Annotated in this window: 14 protein-coding genes and 1 pseudogene; 3 read left to right on the forward strand and 12 right to left on the reverse strand. The window is 61.9% G+C overall.

Annotation, left to right across the window (positions count from 1 at the left end; translation table 11 throughout):
* Positions 1–11: 11 nt before the first annotated feature.
* The 7 genes from ACZ889_RS11850 to puuE all read right to left on the reverse strand — a co-directional run bounded on the left by ACZ889_RS11850 (position 12) and on the right by puuE (position 6,981).
* On the reverse strand, positions 12–794 hold the full coding sequence (locus ACZ889_RS11850) for an outer membrane protein OmpK (RefSeq protein ID WP_003254339.1): 783 nt from the start codon (positions 792–794) through the stop codon (positions 12–14).
* Between the two features lie 353 nt (positions 795–1,147).
* Positions 1,148–1,933 carry an outer membrane protein OmpK gene (locus ACZ889_RS11855; protein ID WP_003254337.1) on the reverse strand — a complete coding sequence of 262 codons (786 nt, stop codon included), beginning with the start codon at positions 1,931–1,933 and terminating at the stop codon, positions 1,148–1,150.
* 139 nt (positions 1,934–2,072) lie between these two features.
* The gene (locus tag ACZ889_RS11860) at positions 2,073–3,428 is read right to left on the reverse strand and encodes a nucleobase:cation symporter-2 family protein (RefSeq protein WP_003254336.1); all 1,356 of its coding nucleotides are present in this window, start codon (positions 3,426–3,428) and stop codon (positions 2,073–2,075) included.
* Positions 3,429–3,613: 185 nt separating this feature from the next.
* A complete protein-coding gene (locus ACZ889_RS11865; protein WP_180688618.1) occupies positions 3,614–4,942 on the reverse strand; it encodes a urate hydroxylase PuuD in 1,329 nt (442 codons plus the stop codon).
* A 44-nt stretch (positions 4,943–4,986) separates the two neighbouring features.
* Positions 4,987–5,490 carry an ureidoglycolate lyase gene (locus ACZ889_RS11870; RefSeq protein WP_003254333.1) on the reverse strand — a complete coding sequence of 168 codons (504 nt, stop codon included), beginning with the start codon at positions 5,488–5,490 and terminating at the stop codon, positions 4,987–4,989.
* A gap of 49 nt (positions 5,491–5,539) precedes the next feature.
* Positions 5,540–6,055, reverse strand: a complete 516-nt coding sequence (gene uraD, locus ACZ889_RS11875) for a 2-oxo-4-hydroxy-4-carboxy-5-ureidoimidazoline decarboxylase (protein ID WP_004576924.1) — start codon at positions 6,053–6,055, stop codon at positions 5,540–5,542.
* Positions 6,055–6,981: an allantoinase PuuE gene (gene puuE, locus ACZ889_RS11880; protein ID WP_003254330.1), complete on the reverse strand. Its 927-nt coding sequence runs from the start codon at positions 6,979–6,981 to the stop codon at positions 6,055–6,057. Before puuE ends, uraD begins: the two co-directional genes overlap by 1 nt.
* 399 nt (positions 6,982–7,380) lie before the next feature.
* Between puuE and uraH the strand changes: the two genes are divergently transcribed.
* Positions 7,381–7,734, forward strand: coding sequence for a hydroxyisourate hydrolase (gene uraH / locus ACZ889_RS11885; protein WP_003254328.1), 354 nt, complete (start codon positions 7,381–7,383; stop codon positions 7,732–7,734).
* A 974-nt stretch (positions 7,735–8,708) separates the two neighbouring features.
* On the opposite strand, the gene ACZ889_RS11890 is transcribed toward uraH, so the two are convergent.
* Positions 8,709–10,058: an NCS2 family permease gene (locus tag ACZ889_RS11890; protein ID WP_060546451.1), complete on the reverse strand. Its 1,350-nt coding sequence runs from the start codon at positions 10,056–10,058 to the stop codon at positions 8,709–8,711.
* A gap of 283 nt (positions 10,059–10,341) precedes the next feature.
* Between ACZ889_RS11890 and ACZ889_RS11895 the strand changes: the two genes are divergently transcribed.
* Together ACZ889_RS11895 and aqpZ are read left to right on the forward strand one after the other, a co-directional pair.
* On the forward strand, positions 10,342–11,097 hold the full coding sequence (locus ACZ889_RS11895; protein WP_004577063.1) for a GntR family transcriptional regulator: 756 nt from the start codon (positions 10,342–10,344) through the stop codon (positions 11,095–11,097).
* Positions 11,098–11,246: 149 nt separating this feature from the next.
* Positions 11,247–11,945, forward strand: a complete 699-nt coding sequence (gene aqpZ, locus ACZ889_RS11900) for an aquaporin Z (RefSeq protein ID WP_033725980.1) — start codon at positions 11,247–11,249, stop codon at positions 11,943–11,945.
* Here the strand turns inward: aqpZ and guaD are convergent.
* The 4 genes and pseudogenes from guaD to xdhA all read right to left on the reverse strand — a co-directional run bounded on the left by guaD (position 11,942) and on the right by xdhA (position 18,069).
* A pseudogene (gene guaD / locus ACZ889_RS11905) lies at positions 11,942–13,247 on the reverse strand (guanine deaminase). The gene aqpZ and the pseudogene guaD overlap by 4 nt on opposite strands.
* A 10-nt stretch (positions 13,248–13,257) precedes the next feature.
* The gene (gene xdhC / locus ACZ889_RS11910; protein WP_180688616.1) at positions 13,258–14,103 is read right to left on the reverse strand and encodes a xanthine dehydrogenase accessory protein XdhC; all 846 of its coding nucleotides are present in this window, start codon (positions 14,101–14,103) and stop codon (positions 13,258–13,260) included.
* 119 nt (positions 14,104–14,222) lie between these two features.
* Entirely contained in the window at positions 14,223–16,622 is a 2,400-nt protein-coding gene (gene xdhB, locus ACZ889_RS11915) for a xanthine dehydrogenase molybdopterin binding subunit (RefSeq protein ID WP_180688615.1), read from the reverse strand.
* Positions 16,615–18,069: a xanthine dehydrogenase small subunit gene (gene xdhA / locus ACZ889_RS11920; protein ID WP_003254319.1), complete on the reverse strand. Its 1,455-nt coding sequence runs from the start codon at positions 18,067–18,069 to the stop codon at positions 16,615–16,617. Before xdhA ends, xdhB begins: the two co-directional genes overlap by 8 nt.
* Positions 18,070–18,212 lie beyond the last annotated feature (143 nt).

Genomic DNA, 18,212 nt, shown 5'->3' on the forward strand with positions numbered 1-18,212 from the left:
GCTTACTCAGGTCAGAAGTGAACCTTGACCAAGAAGCTCATGGTGTTCTGGTCGGTAGTGAAGGCATCGCTGTCCTTGATGCCGTACTTGTTCTTCCAGTAATCGTACTCCACACCCACATACAACTGCTTCTCGCCCAGGTGCAGCGCCTTGCCCAGGTCATACTTGATCTGCGGGTTGAAGTGCAGGTTGGCCTGGTAGGTGCCGCGGCGGTTCTCGTCGTTGTCCACCACCCAGTCCATGAAGCCGTCGATCAGCACGTCGGAATCACCGACCGGAATGGTGTACGACCACACCGGGGTGATCTGCCACACGTTGTCGCCAGCGCGGCTGCCGTCGGTGGTGCGGTTGTAGAAGTTCAGCTGGAAGTAGTCGAAGCCCGGGATGGCCAGGTCGAAGCCCGGACCGATCAGGTAAGACTCGGTGTCACCCTCGCCAAACTCGTAGGTCATCGCCAGCAGCACGTCCTTGACCGGGCCAAACTCGATCTTCTGGTCGAAAATCTTGCCGAACGACAGGCGTGGGCTGATCTCACCGTAGTAGGTGTTCGGGCCGTTGCCGGCGTCTTTCTGGCCCTGGTAAAAGATCTTGTCGACGAAAATGAAGTTGTCGCCGTACTTCCAGCCATCGGCGTGCTCGAAGGTGACGGTTTGCTGAATCGCCGGGTTGACCTTGAAGTTCTTGCCCCACAGGTAGGTCAGGCTGTTGTTCTGCCATTGCAGCAGGTCGCCGCCGAAGGTGGTGCCGCAGGCCAGTAGGCCGCCGGCGAGGATCAGGCTCTTGATAGTACGCATTGCGAGTGTCGCTCCCTTGATTGATCTGTTGTCAGCGCTCGGTGTCGGCGCTTTTTTTGTCTTTTGAGTCAGCTTTTTTCGATAGGCCACAGCTGTTTGGCAAGGGTTGGGCCAACTTTTCCGGGTTGGCAAAACCTTCCTGCTCGACTTCGTTCTGAACGGATGAAAAGGGTATTTCAGGCTGGCAACACGTTGGCCAACCGCCCGAATTCATTGACTGAGCGGTCAGTAAACGCAGGCAGAATCCGTTCTGCCCTGATCGAGGGGGCGCGCAGATTACTGGCTTGCGCGCCGCGCCTCAAGTGCTCCGTCCTGGAGCGGGGTGATTCAAACTTGTGCGTTTGGTCAACTTCCTAGAAGTGCACCTTGATCAGCGCACTGGCCACGCTCTGGTTGCTGTCCAGGTTGCCACGGCTGTCAATGCCGTACTTGTCTTTCCAGTAGCTGTATTCAAAGCCGACGTAGAGCTGCTTGGCGCCCAGGTTCAGCGCCTTGCCCAGGTCGTATTTGACCTGCGGGTTGAAGTGCAGGTTGGCGTGATAGGTGCCACGGCGGGTCTGGTCGTTGTCGGTAACCCAGTCCATGTAACCGTCGATCAGAATGTCTGACCGGCCTACAGGGAGGGTGTACGACCAGCCGGGGGTGATCTGCCAGACGTTGTCACCGGGGCGGCTGCCTTCGGTGTTACGCACGTAGAAATTGAGGGTGAAATAGTTGAAGCCGGGGATGTTCAAGTCGAAGCCGGGGCCGATCAGGTAGGCCTCGTTGTCGCCTTCACCGCGCTCGTAGGTCATGGCCAGCAGCACGTCCTTGATCGGACCGAAGGCAAGCTTGCGGTCGAAGATCTTGCCCAATGACAGGCGTGGGCTGAACTCGCCGTAGTAGGTGGTCACACCTTTGCCGGGGTCGGCCTTGCCGTTGTAGAAGATCTTGTCGACGAACATGAAGGTGTCGCCGTACTTCCATTTGTTGGCGTGCTCGAAGGTGATGGTCTGCTGGATATCAGGGTTGACCTTGAAGTCCTTGCCGTACAGGTAGGTCAGGCTTTCGCCGTGCCATTGCAGCCATTCGCCTGCGTGCGAGGGTAGGGTGGCCAGCAGGCTGCTGCCCAACAACAGGGACGTGGTGATGCGCTTCATGTTGTGATTCCCGGACTTATTGTTTTTGTTGGCGGTTTTTTTGGCGCGCAGGCGCCCCGGGCGACCCATTCCGGCGGGTCGACGGCGTAGCGGTTACTGCAGAGGTGATGAGGGGCGGTCATGCACCGCCCCTTTTGGCTCAATGCTGGTGACAGACGTCGTTGTGCATTGCGCGGTCGGCACCGCCAAGGATGTTGAACAGAACGTTCAACACCAGGGCACAGACCGTGGCCATGGCGATACCGCTGTGGGTGATGGGTTCCATCCACTGTGGCATCTGGGCAAAGAACTCCGGACGCACCACGGGGATTAACCCGAAGCCGACGCTTACAGCAACCAACAGCTGGTTGCGGCGGTCGCCGATGTCCGCCTCCTGAAGAATCTTGATCCCGGTGGCGGTGACCATGCCGAACATGGCGATGGACGCGCCGCCCAGTACCGCAGGCGGGATCGAGGCAATCAGGAAGGCCGCCTTGGGCAGCAGGCTGAGCAGGATCAGCAGTGCACCGGCCACGATGGTGACATAGCGGCAGCGCACCCCAGTCATCTGCACCAGGCCGATGTTTTGGGCGAACGAGGAGTGGGTGAAGGTGTTGAAGAAGCCCGCAATGAACGACGCACCGGCATCGCACAGCAGGCCGCGACGCAGCATGCCAGGGGTGACTTCGCGATCGGTCACCTTGCCCAGGGCCAGGAACATGCCGGTGGACTCGACGAAGATGATCACCACTACCAGGCACATGGACAGGATCGGCGCCAGGCTGAAGGTCGGCATGCCAAAGTGCAGCGGGGTGACCACCTGCAACCACGGTGCTTCATTCAGACCCGACAGGTCGACCATGCCGATGGAGCCGGCCAGGATGTAGCCAAGGCCCATGCCCACCAGTACCGACACGTTGACCCAGAAACCGCGCATGAAGCGGTTGATCAGCAGGATAACGGCCAGTACCAGGCCGGCCACCAGCAGGTAGATCGGCGAGCCGAACGTTTGAGCGTCTTGGCCGCCACCGGCCCAGTTGACGGCCACCGGGAACAGCGACAGGCCAATCGAGGTGATCACCGTACCGGTGACCAGTGGGGGGAAGAAGCGGACAACCTTGGACATGAACGGCGCGATCAGCATGCCGAAGAACCCGGCAGCGATGGTCGCGCCGAAGATCCCCTGCAGGCCCACGCCGGGCATGCCGGCCATGGCCACCATGCTGCCGACGGCAGCGAAACTGGCACCCATCATCACCGGCATGCGGATGCCCACCGGGCCGATACCGAACGACTGGATGATGGTAGCGACGCCAGCGACCAGCAGGTCGGCGTTGATCAGGAAAGCGACTTCTTCACGGGACAACCCGGCAGCCTGGCCGATGATCAACGGCACGGCGATCGCGCCACCGTACATCAGCAGAACGTGTTGCAGGCCAACCAGGAACAGTTGGAACAGGGGCAAGGGTTCTCGCGGCGGCGCAATGGGGATATACGCCTTGCGTGACTCGGACATGCAGCACCTCGAGTTTTGTTTTTATTCTCGGATCCAAGCGGCAGGCCTCATGCCTGCGCGCTCGATGCTTGCTTGTTGCGTAACACATGGAGCTTGAGGCCGGGGCTTCCGGCCTCTTCGCGGGCAAGCCCGCTCCTACAGGGGAAGGTGATTCCCTTGGGGGCGGGTTGCCTGGCGAGGTGCTGTCAGTTGACCTGGGCGCCTTTGGCGATCCAGTCGCCGACGAGCTTGCGCTCTTCGGTGGTCATCTGGGTGATGTTGCCCAGCGGCATGATCTGGCTGGCAACCGCTTGCGCCTGAATGCGCGCGGCCTGGGCCTGGATCTGCTGCGGAGTGTCGAACATCACGCCGGCAGGGGCGGTGCTGAACAGTGGGCTGGTCGGCTTGGACGAGTGGCACACAGTGCAGCGTTCCTGGATGACATTGTGGATCTTGTCGAATTCGCCACCTCCGGCCTGGGCAGCGGCCTGGGCCGGTGCTTTCGCAGGTGCGGCGGGTGCTTCGGCAGCCTTGGCGGCGTCCTCGGCACGCTGCTCGGCAGCGGTCTTGCCGCCTACCGCAGTTGCCGGCAGCGGCTGGTACTCGATCTTCGCTGCGGCTTGCTCAGGGCTTACGGCCATCGGTTTCGGGCCGGTAACGTAAGCCAGGCAGATCATCGCCAAGGCGCCGACGGGCAGGGTCCAGGCGTACTTGTTGCTGTCGTGGCGGGTGTTGAAGTAGTGGCGGATCAGAACCGCGGCTACTGCGATACCGGCCAGGATCAGCCAGTTGTACTGGCTACCGTAGGTGCTCGGGAAATGGTTGCTGATCATGATGAACAGCACCGGCAGGGTGAAGTAGTTGTTGTGACGCGAGCGCAGCAGGCCCTTGGCCGGCAGTACCGGGTCGGGCGTCTGGTTGTTCTCGATCGCCGCCACCAGCTGGCGTTGGGCCGGCATGATGATGCGGAACACGTTACCGACCATGATGGTGCCGATGATCGCGCCGGTGTGCAGGTAGGCACCACGGCCGCTGAACACCAGGCTGAAGCCCCAGCAGGCTGCGATGATCAGCACGAACAGCACACCACCGAGCAGCGCTGGCTTCTTGCCCAAGGGCGAGTCGCACAGGAAGTCGTAGATGAACCAGCCAGCGATCAGCGAACCGATACCGATAGCCACGCCTTCGGCACCGCTCAGGGTGCTGCCAGGTGCCAGCAGGTACAGGGTCGGGTTCCAGTAGAACACCACGCACAGCAGGGCGATACCGGACATCCAGGTGAAGTAGGCTTCCCATTTGAACCAGTGCAGGTTCTCGGGCATTTTCGGGGGGGCGAGCTTGTATTTCTCCAGGTGGTAGATACCACCGCCGTGAATCGCCCAGAGATCACCCGACAACCCATCGCGCGGGTTGCTTCGGTTCAGGTGGTTCTCCAGCCAGACGAAGTAGAACGATGCACCGATCCAGGCAACGCCGGTGATCATGTGAACCCAGCGAATGCTCAGGTTCAGCCATTCGTGAAGGTGTGCTTCCACAGTATGTACCTCTGCCAGTCACCGAGAAGATGACTGACCTTTTCTTATTGGTGGGGATTGAGGATCAGCATCTGTTCCTCGGTGAAGTAATGCTCATCGCAGTTGTTGCCAGAACCACTGCGATCAACCACCAGGAAATCATCCCGCTTTTCGATCGTCAGCACCGGGTGGTGCCAGACGCCGCGATGGTAATTAACGCCCTGCCTGCCATTACTGCGGAAGGCTCGGACCAAGCCTGATACAGGTGCATCGCCAACGGGCGCGACCACGATCAGAAAAGGGTTGCCGAGCAGCGGGATGAAAGCCTGGCTGCCCAGCGGATGGCGTTCCAGCATGCGCACGGTCAGCGGCATGTCCTGCGCGTCGGCGCGGAAGATGCTGATGATCGCCTTGTCTTCAGGCTCGGCGGTTTCGACCGTGGCGAGCTTGTGAAAACGCATGGTCGAGCCGTTGTTGATCATGAAGTGGTCGCTGCCGTCGGTTTCGATCACGTCTCCGAACTGGGCGAAGGCTTCTTTGGTCAAGGGCTCGATCATCAGGGTGCGCATGCGGTTATCTCTTCTATTGTTCGTTTTCTGAATAAGGTTCGGCTGTTGCTTACAGCTGCAGCAGGCGGAACAGGGCGATCAGGTTGATCTGCGCCAGGGCTTCCTTGAATTCGGCATCGGCATCGTTGTGGATGCGTTTTTCAAAGGCGGCGAGAATCTGGTGCCGGTTACTGCCCTTCACCGCCATGATGAACGGGAACTGAAACTTGGCCTTATAGGCATCGTTCAGTTCGGTGAACCGAGCGAACTCTTCGGCGGTGCACTGGTGGATACCGGCACCGGCCTGTTCGTTGGTGCTCGATTCGGTCAGTTCGCCCTGGATGGCGGCCTTGCCTGCCAGGTCCGGGTGAGCATTGATCAGCGCCAGCTGGTCAGCGTGGTTGGCGCTGAGCAGGATGTCGCTCATGCGCTGGTGCAGCGCCTCGATCTCGTCCAGCTCGCCCAGTTGGCCCAGGTCATAGGCTTTTTCGGCAACCCACGGCGAGTGCTCGTAGATGTCGGCGAAGGCCTTGACGAAGGCGTCGCGGTCCAGGGCGGATGGTTTGAGGGTATTGAAGGCGGTCATCAGGCGTTCTCTTTCTTGTACGGGTGGGTGGTGTGCCAGTGGCGGGCGATATCCACGCGACGGGCGAACCAGACCTGGTCATGACTTTTTGCGTAATCGACGAAGCGCTTGAGTGCAGCCAGGCGTGCCGGGCGGCCGACCAGGCGGCAGTGCAGGCCGATGGAAAGCATTTTCGGTGCTTCGGCGCCTTCGGCGTACAGCACATCAAAGGCGTCTTTCAGGTACTGGAAGAACTGCTCGCCGCAGTTGAAGCCCTGTACCTGGGTGAAGCGCATGTCGTTGGTGTCCAGGGTGTAGGGGATCACCAGGTGCGGCTTGCCGGTGGGGTTGTTCGGCTCCCAGTAGGGCAGGTCGTCGTCGTAGGTGTCGCTGTCATAGAGGAAGCCACCTTCCTCCATCACCAGGCGGCGGGTGTTCGGGCCGGTACGGCCGGTGTACCAGCCCAGCGGGCGCTCGCCGGTGAGTTCGGTGAGGATACGGATGGCTTCGAGCATGTGCTCGCGCTCCTGGGCCTCGTCCATGTTCTGGTAGTCGATCCAGCGGTAGCCGTGGCTGCAGATCTCGTGGCCGGCTTCGACCATGGCGCGGATCACGTCGGGGTGGCGCTGGGCGGCCATGGCCACGGCGAAGACGGTGAGTGGCACGCCGCTGTCCTTGAACAGCTTCAGCAGGCGCCACACACCGGCACGGCTGCCGTATTCATACAGCGACTCCATGCTCATGTTGCGCTGGCCCTGCAGGGGTTGGGCAGCGACCATCTCGGACAGGAAGGCTTCGGATTCCTTGTCACCGTGCAGGATGTTGCGTTCGCCACCTTCCTCGTAATTGAGGACGAAAGACAGCGCGATGCGGGCGTTACCCGGCCATTGCGGGTGAGGAGGGTTGTTGCCGTAACCGATCAGGTCGCGAGGGTAATCAGCGCTCACTGCAGTCTTCCTTCTTGTGCGTTAGTGCGGGGGGTGGGCGGGCCGCGTCGGTATGTCGCACCACCGGATGGGCTGATTGTATACAACTTCTGAAATCTTTTGTAAGCCTGTTTTTCCGCATTTCTTCCCTTTTGTCGCCTGACAGCGACCTGGAAATACAGTGCAAGAAACCTGCCTGTTTGGTCAGCTAATGAGGTTGGCATCGTTATGGTGCGTGTATTTGCGACCGATGGGTCGTTTATGGGCAGCAAAGGGAGGGTGTGACAGAGGGGATCAAAAAATTGTGTACAATCCTTTGGTGGAATGTCTTAATAACGTCATTCCCGCCTGCCGCAGGCGCTAAGCTGGTGCGATGGCTGAGTATTTTTTGCCCACAGATTGAACAAGAGGCGACACGCAATGGGACGTTTGACCACACACGTACTGGATGCCGCGCATGGCTGCCCGGGTAGCTCGATCAAGGTCGAGCTGTACCGCGTCGAAGGCCAGCAGCTGGAGCTGGTGAACACCGCCCTGACCAACAGCGATGGCCGCGTCGACGCGCCGCTGCTGCAGGGGGACGATTACCGTACTGGCGTTTACCAGTTGCAGTTCAGCGCTGGGGATTACTACCGCGCCCGTGGCGTGCAATTGCCGGCCCAGGCGTTTCTGGATGTCGTCGTGCTGCGCTTTGGCATCGACGAGTCGCAGGAGCACTACCATGTGCCGCTGCTGATTTCGCCGTACAGCTATTCGACCTATCGTGGAAGCTAGTTGGTCGCTAGAAGAATCTTCGTAGGTCCTTTGGCCCGCTCTCACACTGGCGGGCTTTTTTTCGTCTGCTGTTTTTGTGTGGCCTGTGCCGGCCTCTTCGCGGGTGAACCCGCTCCTACGACGGGCTGTGTCCAACTGTCCACCCCGTGGTAGGAGCGGGTTTACCCGCGAATGCGCTGGTGGCGGCAACGGTGAACGGCGGGGGGAAATTGGCCAGCAGGGCCGGCCTCTTCGCGGGTGAACCCGCTCCTACGGCGGGCTGTGTCCAACTGTCCACCCCGTGGTAGGAGCGGGTTTACCCGCGAATACGGTGGCGGCAGCAACGGTGAACGGCGGGGGGAGATTGGCCAGCAGGGCCGGCCTCTTCGCGGGTGAACCCGCTCCTACGGCGGGCTGTGTCCAACTGTCCACCCCGTGGTAGGAGCGGGTTTACCCGCGAATGCGCTGGTGGCGGCAACGGTGAACGGCGGGGGGGAGATTGGCCAGCAGGGCCGGCCTCTTCGCGGGTGAACCCGCTCCTACGACGGGCTGTATCCAACTGTCCACCCCCGTGGTAGGAGCGGGTTTACCCGCGAATACGGTGGCGGCAGCAACGGTGAACGGCGGGTGGAGATTGGCCAGCAGGGCCGGCCTCTTCGCGGGTAAACCTGCTCCTACAGCGGGCTGTATCCAACTGTCCACCACCGTTGTAGGAGCGGGTTTACCCGCGAATACGGTGGCGGCAGCAACGGTGAACGGCGGGTGGAGATTGGCCAGCAGGGCCGGCCTCTTCGCGGGTAAACCTGCTCCTACAGCGGGCTGTATCCAACTGTCCACCACCGTTGTAGGAGCGGGTTTACCCGCGAATACGGTGGCGGCAGCAACGGTGAACGGCGGGTGGGGATTGGCCAGCAGGGCCGGCCTCTTCGCGGGTGAACCCGCTCCTACGACGGGCTGTATCCAACTGTCCACCCCCGGGGTAGAAGCGCTCTCGGTCAGAGGAACACGAACTTGGCAATGAAGATCGCGCACAGCACCCACAGGCTGGCCGAGATTTCCTTGTATTTGCCGGTACCCGCCTTCAGTGCCACATAGCTGATGAAGCCCAGGGCAATACCATCGGCGACCGAGAACGTCAGCGGCATCATGATCACCGTGACGATCGCCGGAATGCTGTCGGTGGCCTCATCCCAATGGATGTGCGCCATGCTGCCCATCATCAGCATTGCCACGTAGATCAGTGCGCCTGCTGTCGCGTAGGCCGGGATCATCCCCGCCAGCGGGGCGAAGAACATCGCTGCGACGAACAGCAAGCCGACCACCACGGCCGTCAAACCGGTACGGCCACCTGCGGCGACACCTGCGGCACTCTCCACATAACTGGTCACTGGGGGCACGCCGACCACAGCACCGAATACGCTGGAAGCACTGTCGGCCTTCAAGGCGCGTGACAGGCCTTCGATACGCCCGTCCGGCGCTACCAGGTTCGCTCGCTGGGCAACCCCCATCAGCGTGCCGGCAGTGTCGAACATGTGCACGAACAGGAACGCCAGCACCACGCTGATCATGCTGACATTGAACACGCCAGCCACGTCCATGGCCATCCAGGTCGGTGCCAGGCTTGGGGGCATCGACATCACCCCGCCAAACTTGACCAGGCCCAGGCCCCAGCCCGCCAGGGTGACACCAATGATGCTGATCAGGATCGCGCCGAATACCCGCTTGTAGCTGAGGATGGCGATCAGCAGGAAGCACACGGCCGCCAGCAGCGGCCCCGGCTCATGCAACGAGCCCAGCTTGATCAGGGTGGCGGGGCTGTCGACGATGATGCCTGCGGTCTTCAGGCCGATCAGCCCGAGAAACAATCCGACGCCGGCCCCCATGGCATGGCGCAGGCTGACCGGGATGCTGTTGAGCAGCCATTCGCGCACTTTCGACAAGGTCAGGAACATGAACAACACGCCGGAGACGAATACCGCCCCCAGCGCCGTTTCCCAGTTGTAGCCCATGGTGCCGACCACGGTGTAGGTAAAGAAAGCATTGAGCCCCATGCCCGGCGCCAGGCCCACCGGCCAGTTGGCGTACAGGCCCATCAGCAGGCAGCCCAGCGCGGCGGCGATGCAGGTGGCGACAAAAGCGGCACCATGGTCGATGCCGGCGTCGGCCATGATGTTGGGGTTGACGAAGATGATGTAGGCCATGGTGATGAAGGTGGTCACCCCAGCGATCATTTCGGTTTTGACAGTGCTGCCGTGTTGCTTGAGTTTGAAAATCCGCTCCAGCCAGCTCGTTTCGAGCGGCGGGGCGAGATCCAGCGTAGGGGCTTCGGATTTGCGGCTTTCCACAGCGGGTACTCCTCAAGTCTTTCTTGTTGTTATGGAGCCAGTTTCCTGCGCAATGCACTTGGCGGCTCCGCGAGGGAAGGCAGACGTCTGACCTTTTTGTTGACTCATGGGTCAAGAAGTTGCTCGATGGATTATGCTTTTGTGTACAAATAAAGCAAATAATGTTTTATGTTTTGTATGCGCAATGCGTCGTACAACGGCTATATAGGTAAAACGCCCCCTGCGGAATCGCCTCAGCCTGTGTACAATGGCGCCATACTTTCTCTTCGTGCCTCGAGAGCCCATGAACGAACAGCTGCAACCTCTGAAAAAACCTGCACGAGTCGGCAAGGCCGGCCGCAGCGGTACCCAGGACGACATCGTCTACGCGCATATTTTCGAGGCGATCCTCGAGCAGCGTCTGGCTCCGGGCACCAAGTTGAGCGAGGAAGCGCTGGGCGAGATCTTTGGCGTCAGCCGCACCATCATCCGCCGCGCCTTGTCGCGCCTGGCCCACGAAAGCGTGGTGCTGCTGCGGCCGAACCGCGGCGCGGTGGTGGCAAGCCCGACTGTAGAAGAGGCGCGCCAGGTGTTCTTCTCGCGGCGCATGGTCGAACGCGCCATCACCGAGCTGGCGGTGCAGCATGCCACCCCCGATCAGCTTAACGAGCTGCGGCAGATGGTGCGTGAGGAGCGCGACAGCTTTTCGCGCGGTGACCGGGGTGCCGGCATTCGCCTGTCCGGTGAGTTCCACCTCAAGCTGGCCGAAGCGGCGGGCAATGCACCGCTGGTAAGTTTCCAGCGCAGCCTGGTATCGCAGACTTCGCTGATCATTGCCCAGTACGAAAGCGGCAACCGCTCGCACTGCTCTTACGATGAGCACATGCAGCTCATCGATGCCATCGAGGCGCGCGATGCCGAGCAGGCCGTGAGCCTGATGATGCATCACATGGACCACATCGACAGCAAGCTGAACCTGGACGAGGAGAGCGCCTCCGACGATTTGCATGCGGTGTTCTCGCATTTGCTGAAAAAGCCCAAGGTTTCCGTCAAGGGTTGAACGTTTGCCAGTGTGATCGAGGGGCTGCAAGGCCGCCCCCAGCCGCTACTGGCCATAACCCAAAGGTCTGCTAAATTCTTGTGAGCAAACCTTCATCAAGCAGTTGGGCTTGCGCATTCGTTGCGTTCAACTTCTTGAGGAATGGATTCATGAGCATGTCCCTCGGTAAACGCATGGGTGCCGAACTGATCGGCACCTTCTGGCTGGTCCTTGGTGGCTGTGGCAGTGCGGTACTCGCAGCCAGTTCCCCTCTCGGCATCGGTGTGCTCGGTGTCGCCTTCGCCTTCGGCCTCACCGTACTGACCATGGCCTTTGCCATCGGCCATATTTCTGGTTGCCATCTAAACCCTGCCGTGTCGTTCGGGCTGGTGGTCGGCGGGCGCTTCCCGGCCAAAGAGCTGCTGCCTTATGTGATCGCCCAGGTGATCGGTGCCATCCTGGCGGCCGGGGTGATCTACCTCATCGCCAGCGGCAAGGCCGGGTTCGAGCTGTCTTCGGGGTTGGCTTCAAACGGCTACGCCGACCATTCGCCCGGTGGCTATACGCTGGGTGCAGGCTTTGTCAGTGAAGTGGTGATGACGGCGATGTTCCTGGTGGTCATCATGGGGGCGACCGACGCCCGCGCACCGGCAGGTTTCGCACCCATCGCCATCGGCCTGGCCCTGACCCTGATCCACCTGATCTCGATCCCGATCACCAATACTTCGGTCAACCCCGCGCGTAGCACGGGGCCGGCCTTGTTCGTCGGTGGCTGGGCCCTGCAGCAGCTATGGCTGTTCTGGGTGGCGCCGCTGATCGGTGCTGCAATCGGCGGCGCGCTGTATCGGGGCCTGGCGAAAGAACCTTAGCGCTGGTGCACGCAGCGCCCGGCGGCGTAGGTTTCACGCACGGTACGGTCATCGCCCAGGGTAGTGAGCACGAACAAGGTTTCTTCGATGCTGTTGGACTGCTGGATGCGGTAGTCCAGCAGTGGTGTGGCCTTGTAGTCCAGCACCACGAAGTCGGCATCGTTGCCTGGGCGCAGGCTACCGATACGGTCGTCCAGGCGTAGCGCGCGGGCGCCGCCGAGGGTGGCCAGGTACAGCGATTTGTACGGATGCAGGCGCGCGCCTTGCAGCTGCATCACCTTGTATGCCTCGTTCAGGGTGTTAAGCAGAGAGAAGCTGGTGCCGGCGCCAACGTCGGTACCCAGGCCCACGTTGACCTTGAACCGCTCGGCCTGGGGCAGATTGAACAGGCCACTGCCGAGGAACAGGTTGGAGGTGGGGCAGAAGGCCACGGCCGAGCCGGTTTCGGCCAGGCGCTGGCACTCGTCGTCGCACAGGTGCACGCCGTGGGCGAACACCGAGCGCTCGCCCAGCAGCTCGAAGTGGTCGTAGACGTCCAGGTAACCCTTCTGCTCGGGGAACAGCGACTTGACCCAGTCGATTTCCTTGAGGTTTTCCGACAGGTGCGTGTGCATGTACACGCCGGGGGTGTTCCTTGAGCAGTTGGCCGGCCAGGGACAACTGTTGCGGCGTGCTGGTCGGGGCGAAGCGCGGGGTGACTGCATAGTGCAGGCGGCCTTTGCCGTGCCAGCGCTCGATCAGTGCCTTGCTTTCGGCATAGCCGGACTCGGCGGTGTCGGTCAGGTAGTCTGGGGCATTGCGGTCCATCATCACTTTGCCGGCGATCAGGCGCAGGTCCAGGCGCTCGGCCTCTTCGAACAGGGCGTTGACCGATTCCGGGTGCACGCTGCCGAATACCAGCGCAGTGGTGGTGCCGTTGCGCAGCAGTTCCTTGAGGAAGATCTTCGCCACCTGGTCGGCGTGGCCTTTGTCGGCGAACTGCTTTTCGCACGGGAAGGTGTAGGTGTTCAGCCAGTCCAGCAACTGCTCGCCGTACGAACCGATCATGCCGGTCTGCGGGAAGTGGATGTGGGTATCGATGAAGCCCGGGGTGATCAGCGCGTCCTGGTAGTGCTCGACCGGGATGCCGGCATCCAGCGTCGGCAGCAGTTCACTGGCGTGCCCAACGGCGCTGATGCGGCCATCGTCGACCACCAGCAGGCCGTCTTCGTAGTATTCATGGGAAGCCTCCAGGCCCACCTCGGCCGGGTCGGCAATGCTGTGCAGGATGGCGGCACGGTAGGCTTTGCGGGTAACGGTCATAACACACTCGTCAAATGGCTTGGCTGCGGCGGGAGGGCGGCAGCAATTGGGCAATGGGGCCGGCATTGGCGGCAGCGTCGTGCTGGCCGAAGCAGGCGTTGTAAGTGGCAATGATTTCACCGGCGATAGACACGGCGATCTCGATGGGCAGCTTGCCCTTGACCTCGGCCAGGCCCATCGGGCAGCGCATGCGTGCCATGACGGCCTCGTCGAAGCCTCGCTCGCGCAGACGGTGCTCGAACTTGACCCGTTTGGTCTTCGAGCCGATCAGGCCGAACCAGGTGAAATCGTTGCGCTTGAGAATGGCGGCGGTCAGTTCCAGGTCGAGCTGGTGGTTGTGGGTCATGACGATGCAGTAGCTGCCGGGCGGCAGGTCCGCGACTTCGTCGACCGGTTCCTCACTGACGACCTTGGTCACCCCTTTGGGGATGAGTTCGGGGAATTCCTGTTCACGCGAGTCGATCCAGCGCACCCGGCAGGGGAGCGCGGCGAGCAAGGGTACCAGAGCCCTGCCGACATGGCCCGCGCCGAACACGGCGATCTGCGCCTGCACCGCGGCCATCGGCTCGAACAGCAGCACGGTGGCGCCGCCGCAACACTGGCCCAGGCTGGCACCGAGGCTGAAGCGCTCCAGGTGCGGGGTGGTGCGCTGCTCTTCGAGCATTTGCCGGGCGATGTGCAGCGCCTTGTATTCCAGGTGGCCGCCGCCGATGGTGTCGAACAGGCCGCTGGCGCTGACCACCATCTTCGAGCCTGCGTTGCGCGGGGTAGAGCCGCGCTCTTCGATGATGGTCACCAGCACGCAGGCTTCGCCACGGGACTGATGGTCGGCGAGGGCGTTGATCCATTGGTGCATGATGCAACCTCTCTAAGCCATGCTGCCGACCCTTGTAGGAGCGGGTTTACCCGCGAATGCGGCGGTGAAGCCACTATCGCATTCGCGGGTAAACCCGCTCCTACAAGGGCCTTGCGTTGTCAGGGGGTGATGGTTTCCAGTTCCCGTTCGCGCGACTGTGTTTCAGCCACTGCCTTGCGCATCTGCTCGCAGCCCCACAGCACCCGCTCCGGCGTTGCCGGCGCATCCACCTGCGGCTGGACGCGGTAATCAGCCAGGCTGGCCACGGCATCCTTGATCGCGCACCAGGCGGCAATGCCCAGCATGAACGGCGGCTCGCCCACGGCCTTGGAGTGGAACACGGTGTCTTCCGGGTTTTTGCGGTTTTCCACCAGCTTCACCCGCAAGTCCAGTGGCATGTCGGCCACGGCCGGGATCTTGTAGCTGGCCGGGCCGTTGGTCATCAGCTTGCCTTTGGCGTTCCACACCAGCTCTTCGGTGGTCAGCCAGCCCATGCCCTGGATGAAACCGCCCTCCACCTGGCCGATGTCGATCGCAGGGTTCAGCGAATCGCCCACGTCATGCAGGATGTCGGCGCGCAACATCTTGTATTCACCGGTCAGCGTGTCGACGATCACTTCCACGCAGGCAGCGCCAAAGGCGAAGTAGTAGAACGGCCGGCCGCGGGCCTGGCTGCGGTCGTAAAAGATCTTCGGCGTGCGGTAGAACCCGGTGCTGGACAGCGACACCTGAGCGAAGTAAGCCTGCTGCACCAATTGCTCGAAGCTGACGATCTGGTCGCGCACCCGCACATGGCCGTTGCGGAACTCGACGTCTTCCTCGGTCACTTGATAGTGCCGTGCGGCAAACTCGGTCAGGCGGCGCTTGAGGATTTCAGCCGCGTTCTGCGCCGCCTTGCCGTTCAGGTCGGCACCACTCGACGCAGCCGTAGGCGAGGTGTTGGGCACCTTGTCGGTGTTGGTGGCAGTGATCTGGATGCGGCTGAAGTCCACCTGGAAGATCTGCGCCACCACCTGGGCCACCTTGGTGTTCAGGCCCTGGCCCATTTCGGTGCCGCCGTGGTTCAGGTGAATGCTGCCGTCGGTGTAGATATGGATGAGTGCACCGGCCTGGTTGAGGAAGGTGGCGGTGAACGAAATGCCGAACTTGACCGGTGTCAGTGCCAGGCCTTTCTTCAGGATCGGGCTGTTGGCGTTGAAGCGGCGGATCGACTCGCGGCGTTCGGCGTAGTCGCTGCTGGCTTCCAGTTCGGCGGTCATCTCCTCGAGCATGTTGTGCTCGACGGTCTGGTAGTAGTGGGTGATGTTGCGTTCGGTCTTGCCGTAATAGTTGGCCTTGCGCACGGCCAGTGGGTCACGGCCCAGATGACGGGCGATATGGTCCATCACCTGCTCGATGGCGACCATACCCTGTGGGCCGCCAAAGCCGCGGTAGGCGGTGTTGGAGGCGGTGTTGGTCTTGCAGCGGTGGCCGTGGACGGTGGCATCGCCCAGGTAGTAAGCGTTGTCGGAGTGGAACATGGCACGGTCGACGATCGAACCGGACAGGTCGGGCGAATAGCCGCAATTGCCGGCCAGGTCGAAGTTGATCCCGTGCAGCCGGCCGTTGTCGTCGAAGCCCACGTCATACTCGACGTAGAAAGGATGGCGCTTGCCGGTCATGGTCATGTCTTCGACCCGCGGCAGGCGCATCTTGGTCGGCTGGCCGGTCAGGCGCGCGACTACCGCGCACAGGCATGCCGGGCTGGCGGCCTGGGTTTCCTTGCCGCCAAAACCGCCACCCATGCGGCGCATGTCCAGCACCACCTTGTTCATCGGCACGTCGAGCACTTCGGCGACCAGTTTCTGCACTTCGGTGGGGTTCTGCGTGGAGCAGTAGACGATCATGCCGCCGTCTTCGGTGGGCATGACCGAGGAAATCTGCGTTTCGAGGTAGAAGTGCTCCTGGCCGCCGATGTGCAGGGTGCCCTGAATGCGGTGCGGGGCGCTGGCCAGGGCGGCAGCCGAATCGCCGCGCTGGTGGGTGTGGCTATCGAGCACGAAGTGCTTCTTGCGCAGCGCCTCGACCACGTCCAGCACCGGCTCCAGGTCTTCGTACTCGACGATGGCGGCCATGGCCGCTTTGCGTGCGGTTTCAAGATCGCGGGCAGCGACAGCGAGCACCGGCTGGCCGAAGAACTCGACCTTGTCGATGGCCAGCAATGGGTCGCCGGCCACCACCGGGCCGATGTCTTTCAGGCCGGGGATGTCTTCGTGGGTGATGGCAATGCGCACACCCTCGAAGGCATAGCACGGCGTGGTGTCGATGCGCAGGATGCGCGCATGGGCGCGGTCGGCGGTGCGGGCATAGACGTGCAACTGGTTGGGGAATTCCAGGCGATCGTCAATGTACAGTGCCTCCCCCGATACATGCTTGTCGGCGCTGTCGTGCTTGACGCTGCGGCCGACCCCGGTGGTCAGGTCCTGGCTGAACAGTTCGGCCATCTCGGCCTGGCTCTTGGCTACGTGATGGTTAGACATAAGCGGTCACCCGGGTTTCGATGTGCGGCGTTTGCTGTTCGATGAAGTACTTGCGCAGCAGGTTCTGCGCGGTCAGCAGGCGGTATTCCTTGCTGGCGCGGAAGTCGCTGAGCGGGGTGAAGTCCTCGGCCAGGGCCTGGCAGGCGCGCTCGATTGCGGCCTGGTTCCACGGCTTGCCGCGCAACGCTGCCTCGCAGGCACGGGCGCGCTTGGGTATCGCCGCCATGCCGCCGAAGGCGATCCGCACACCGCTGACCACACCGTCTTCGATGCTCAGGTTGAAGGCTGCGCACACGGCGGAGATGTCATCGTCCAGGCGCTTGGACACTTTATAGGCGCGGAACGCCCAGTCACTGGAGGCGCGCGGTACGATGATTTTCTCGATGAACTCGCTGTCCTGGCGAGCCGTGATGCGGTAGTCGATGAAGTAGTCTTCCAGCGGCATCACCCGTTGGCGTTCACCCTGGCGCAGCACCACCTGCGCGTCCAGGGCGATTAGTAGGGGTGGCGAGTCGCCGATTGGCGAGGCGTTGCCGATGTTGCCGCCGAGGGTGCCCTGGTTGCGTATCTGCAGCGAGGCAAAGCGGTGCAGCAGGGCGCCGAAGTCGGGATACTCCTCGTTAAGCGCGCCATAGCAGTCGGTGAGCGGGGTGGCGGCGCCGATTTCCAGGTGGCTGGCGGTTTTCTCGATGCGCTTGAGCTCGGCCACGTGGCCGACGTAGATCATCACGGGCAAGGTCTTGTGGAACTGGGTGACTTCCAGCGCCAGGTCGGTACCACCGGCCAGCAGTCGCGCTTCGGGGTGCGAGCTGTACAGGTCGGCCAGATCCGCCACGGTCAGCGGCACCAGGCAGCGCTTGTCGCCGCTGTTCAGCTCGCCGGTCTGGGTCGGGGCAATGGCCTTGAGGCGGCTGATGGTTTGCGCCTGCTGGGCATCGAACTGGTCGCGGCAGGGCTGGCGGCAGCTCTGCTCGGCGGCGTCGAGGATCGGCCGGTAACCGGTGCAGCGGCACAGGTTGCCAGCCAGGGCTTCCTGGGCCTGGTGCAGATCAGGGCCACTGCTGTTCTTTTGCAGGGCGAACAGCGACATGACAAAGCCGGGGGTGCAGAAGCCGCACTGCGATCCATGGCAATCGGCCATGGCCTGTTGCACGCTGTGCAGTTGGCCTTGGTGCTTGAGCCCCTCGACGCTGATCAGTTGCTTGCCGTGCAGCGACGACACAAAGGTGAGGCACGAATTGAGGCTGCGGTAGCGCAGGCTGTCGTTGCCTTGGTCGTCCTGGCTCAGTTCGCCGACCACCACGGTGCACGCACCGCAGTCACCACTGGCGCAGCCCTCCTTTGTGCCGGGTTTGCCCAGGTGCTCGCGCAGGTACTGCAGCACTGTCATGTTAGGGTCCAGGGCGTGCTCACTACGCAGCTCCTGGTTGACGAGAAACTGGATCACGGGGATGGCCTCGCAATGGTTTTATTGTTGTTGGGCGGACTCTAAGCAAGACCTGTCTAGCAGGTCAATATTTTTCTGACTCAAAGGTCAAGAAAATGTACATGTCCATGCCCAGCCGCACACACTGCCTCTATTACAAGCAT

The sequence above is a fragment of the Pseudomonas sp. TE3895 genome, from assembly GCF_056278855.1.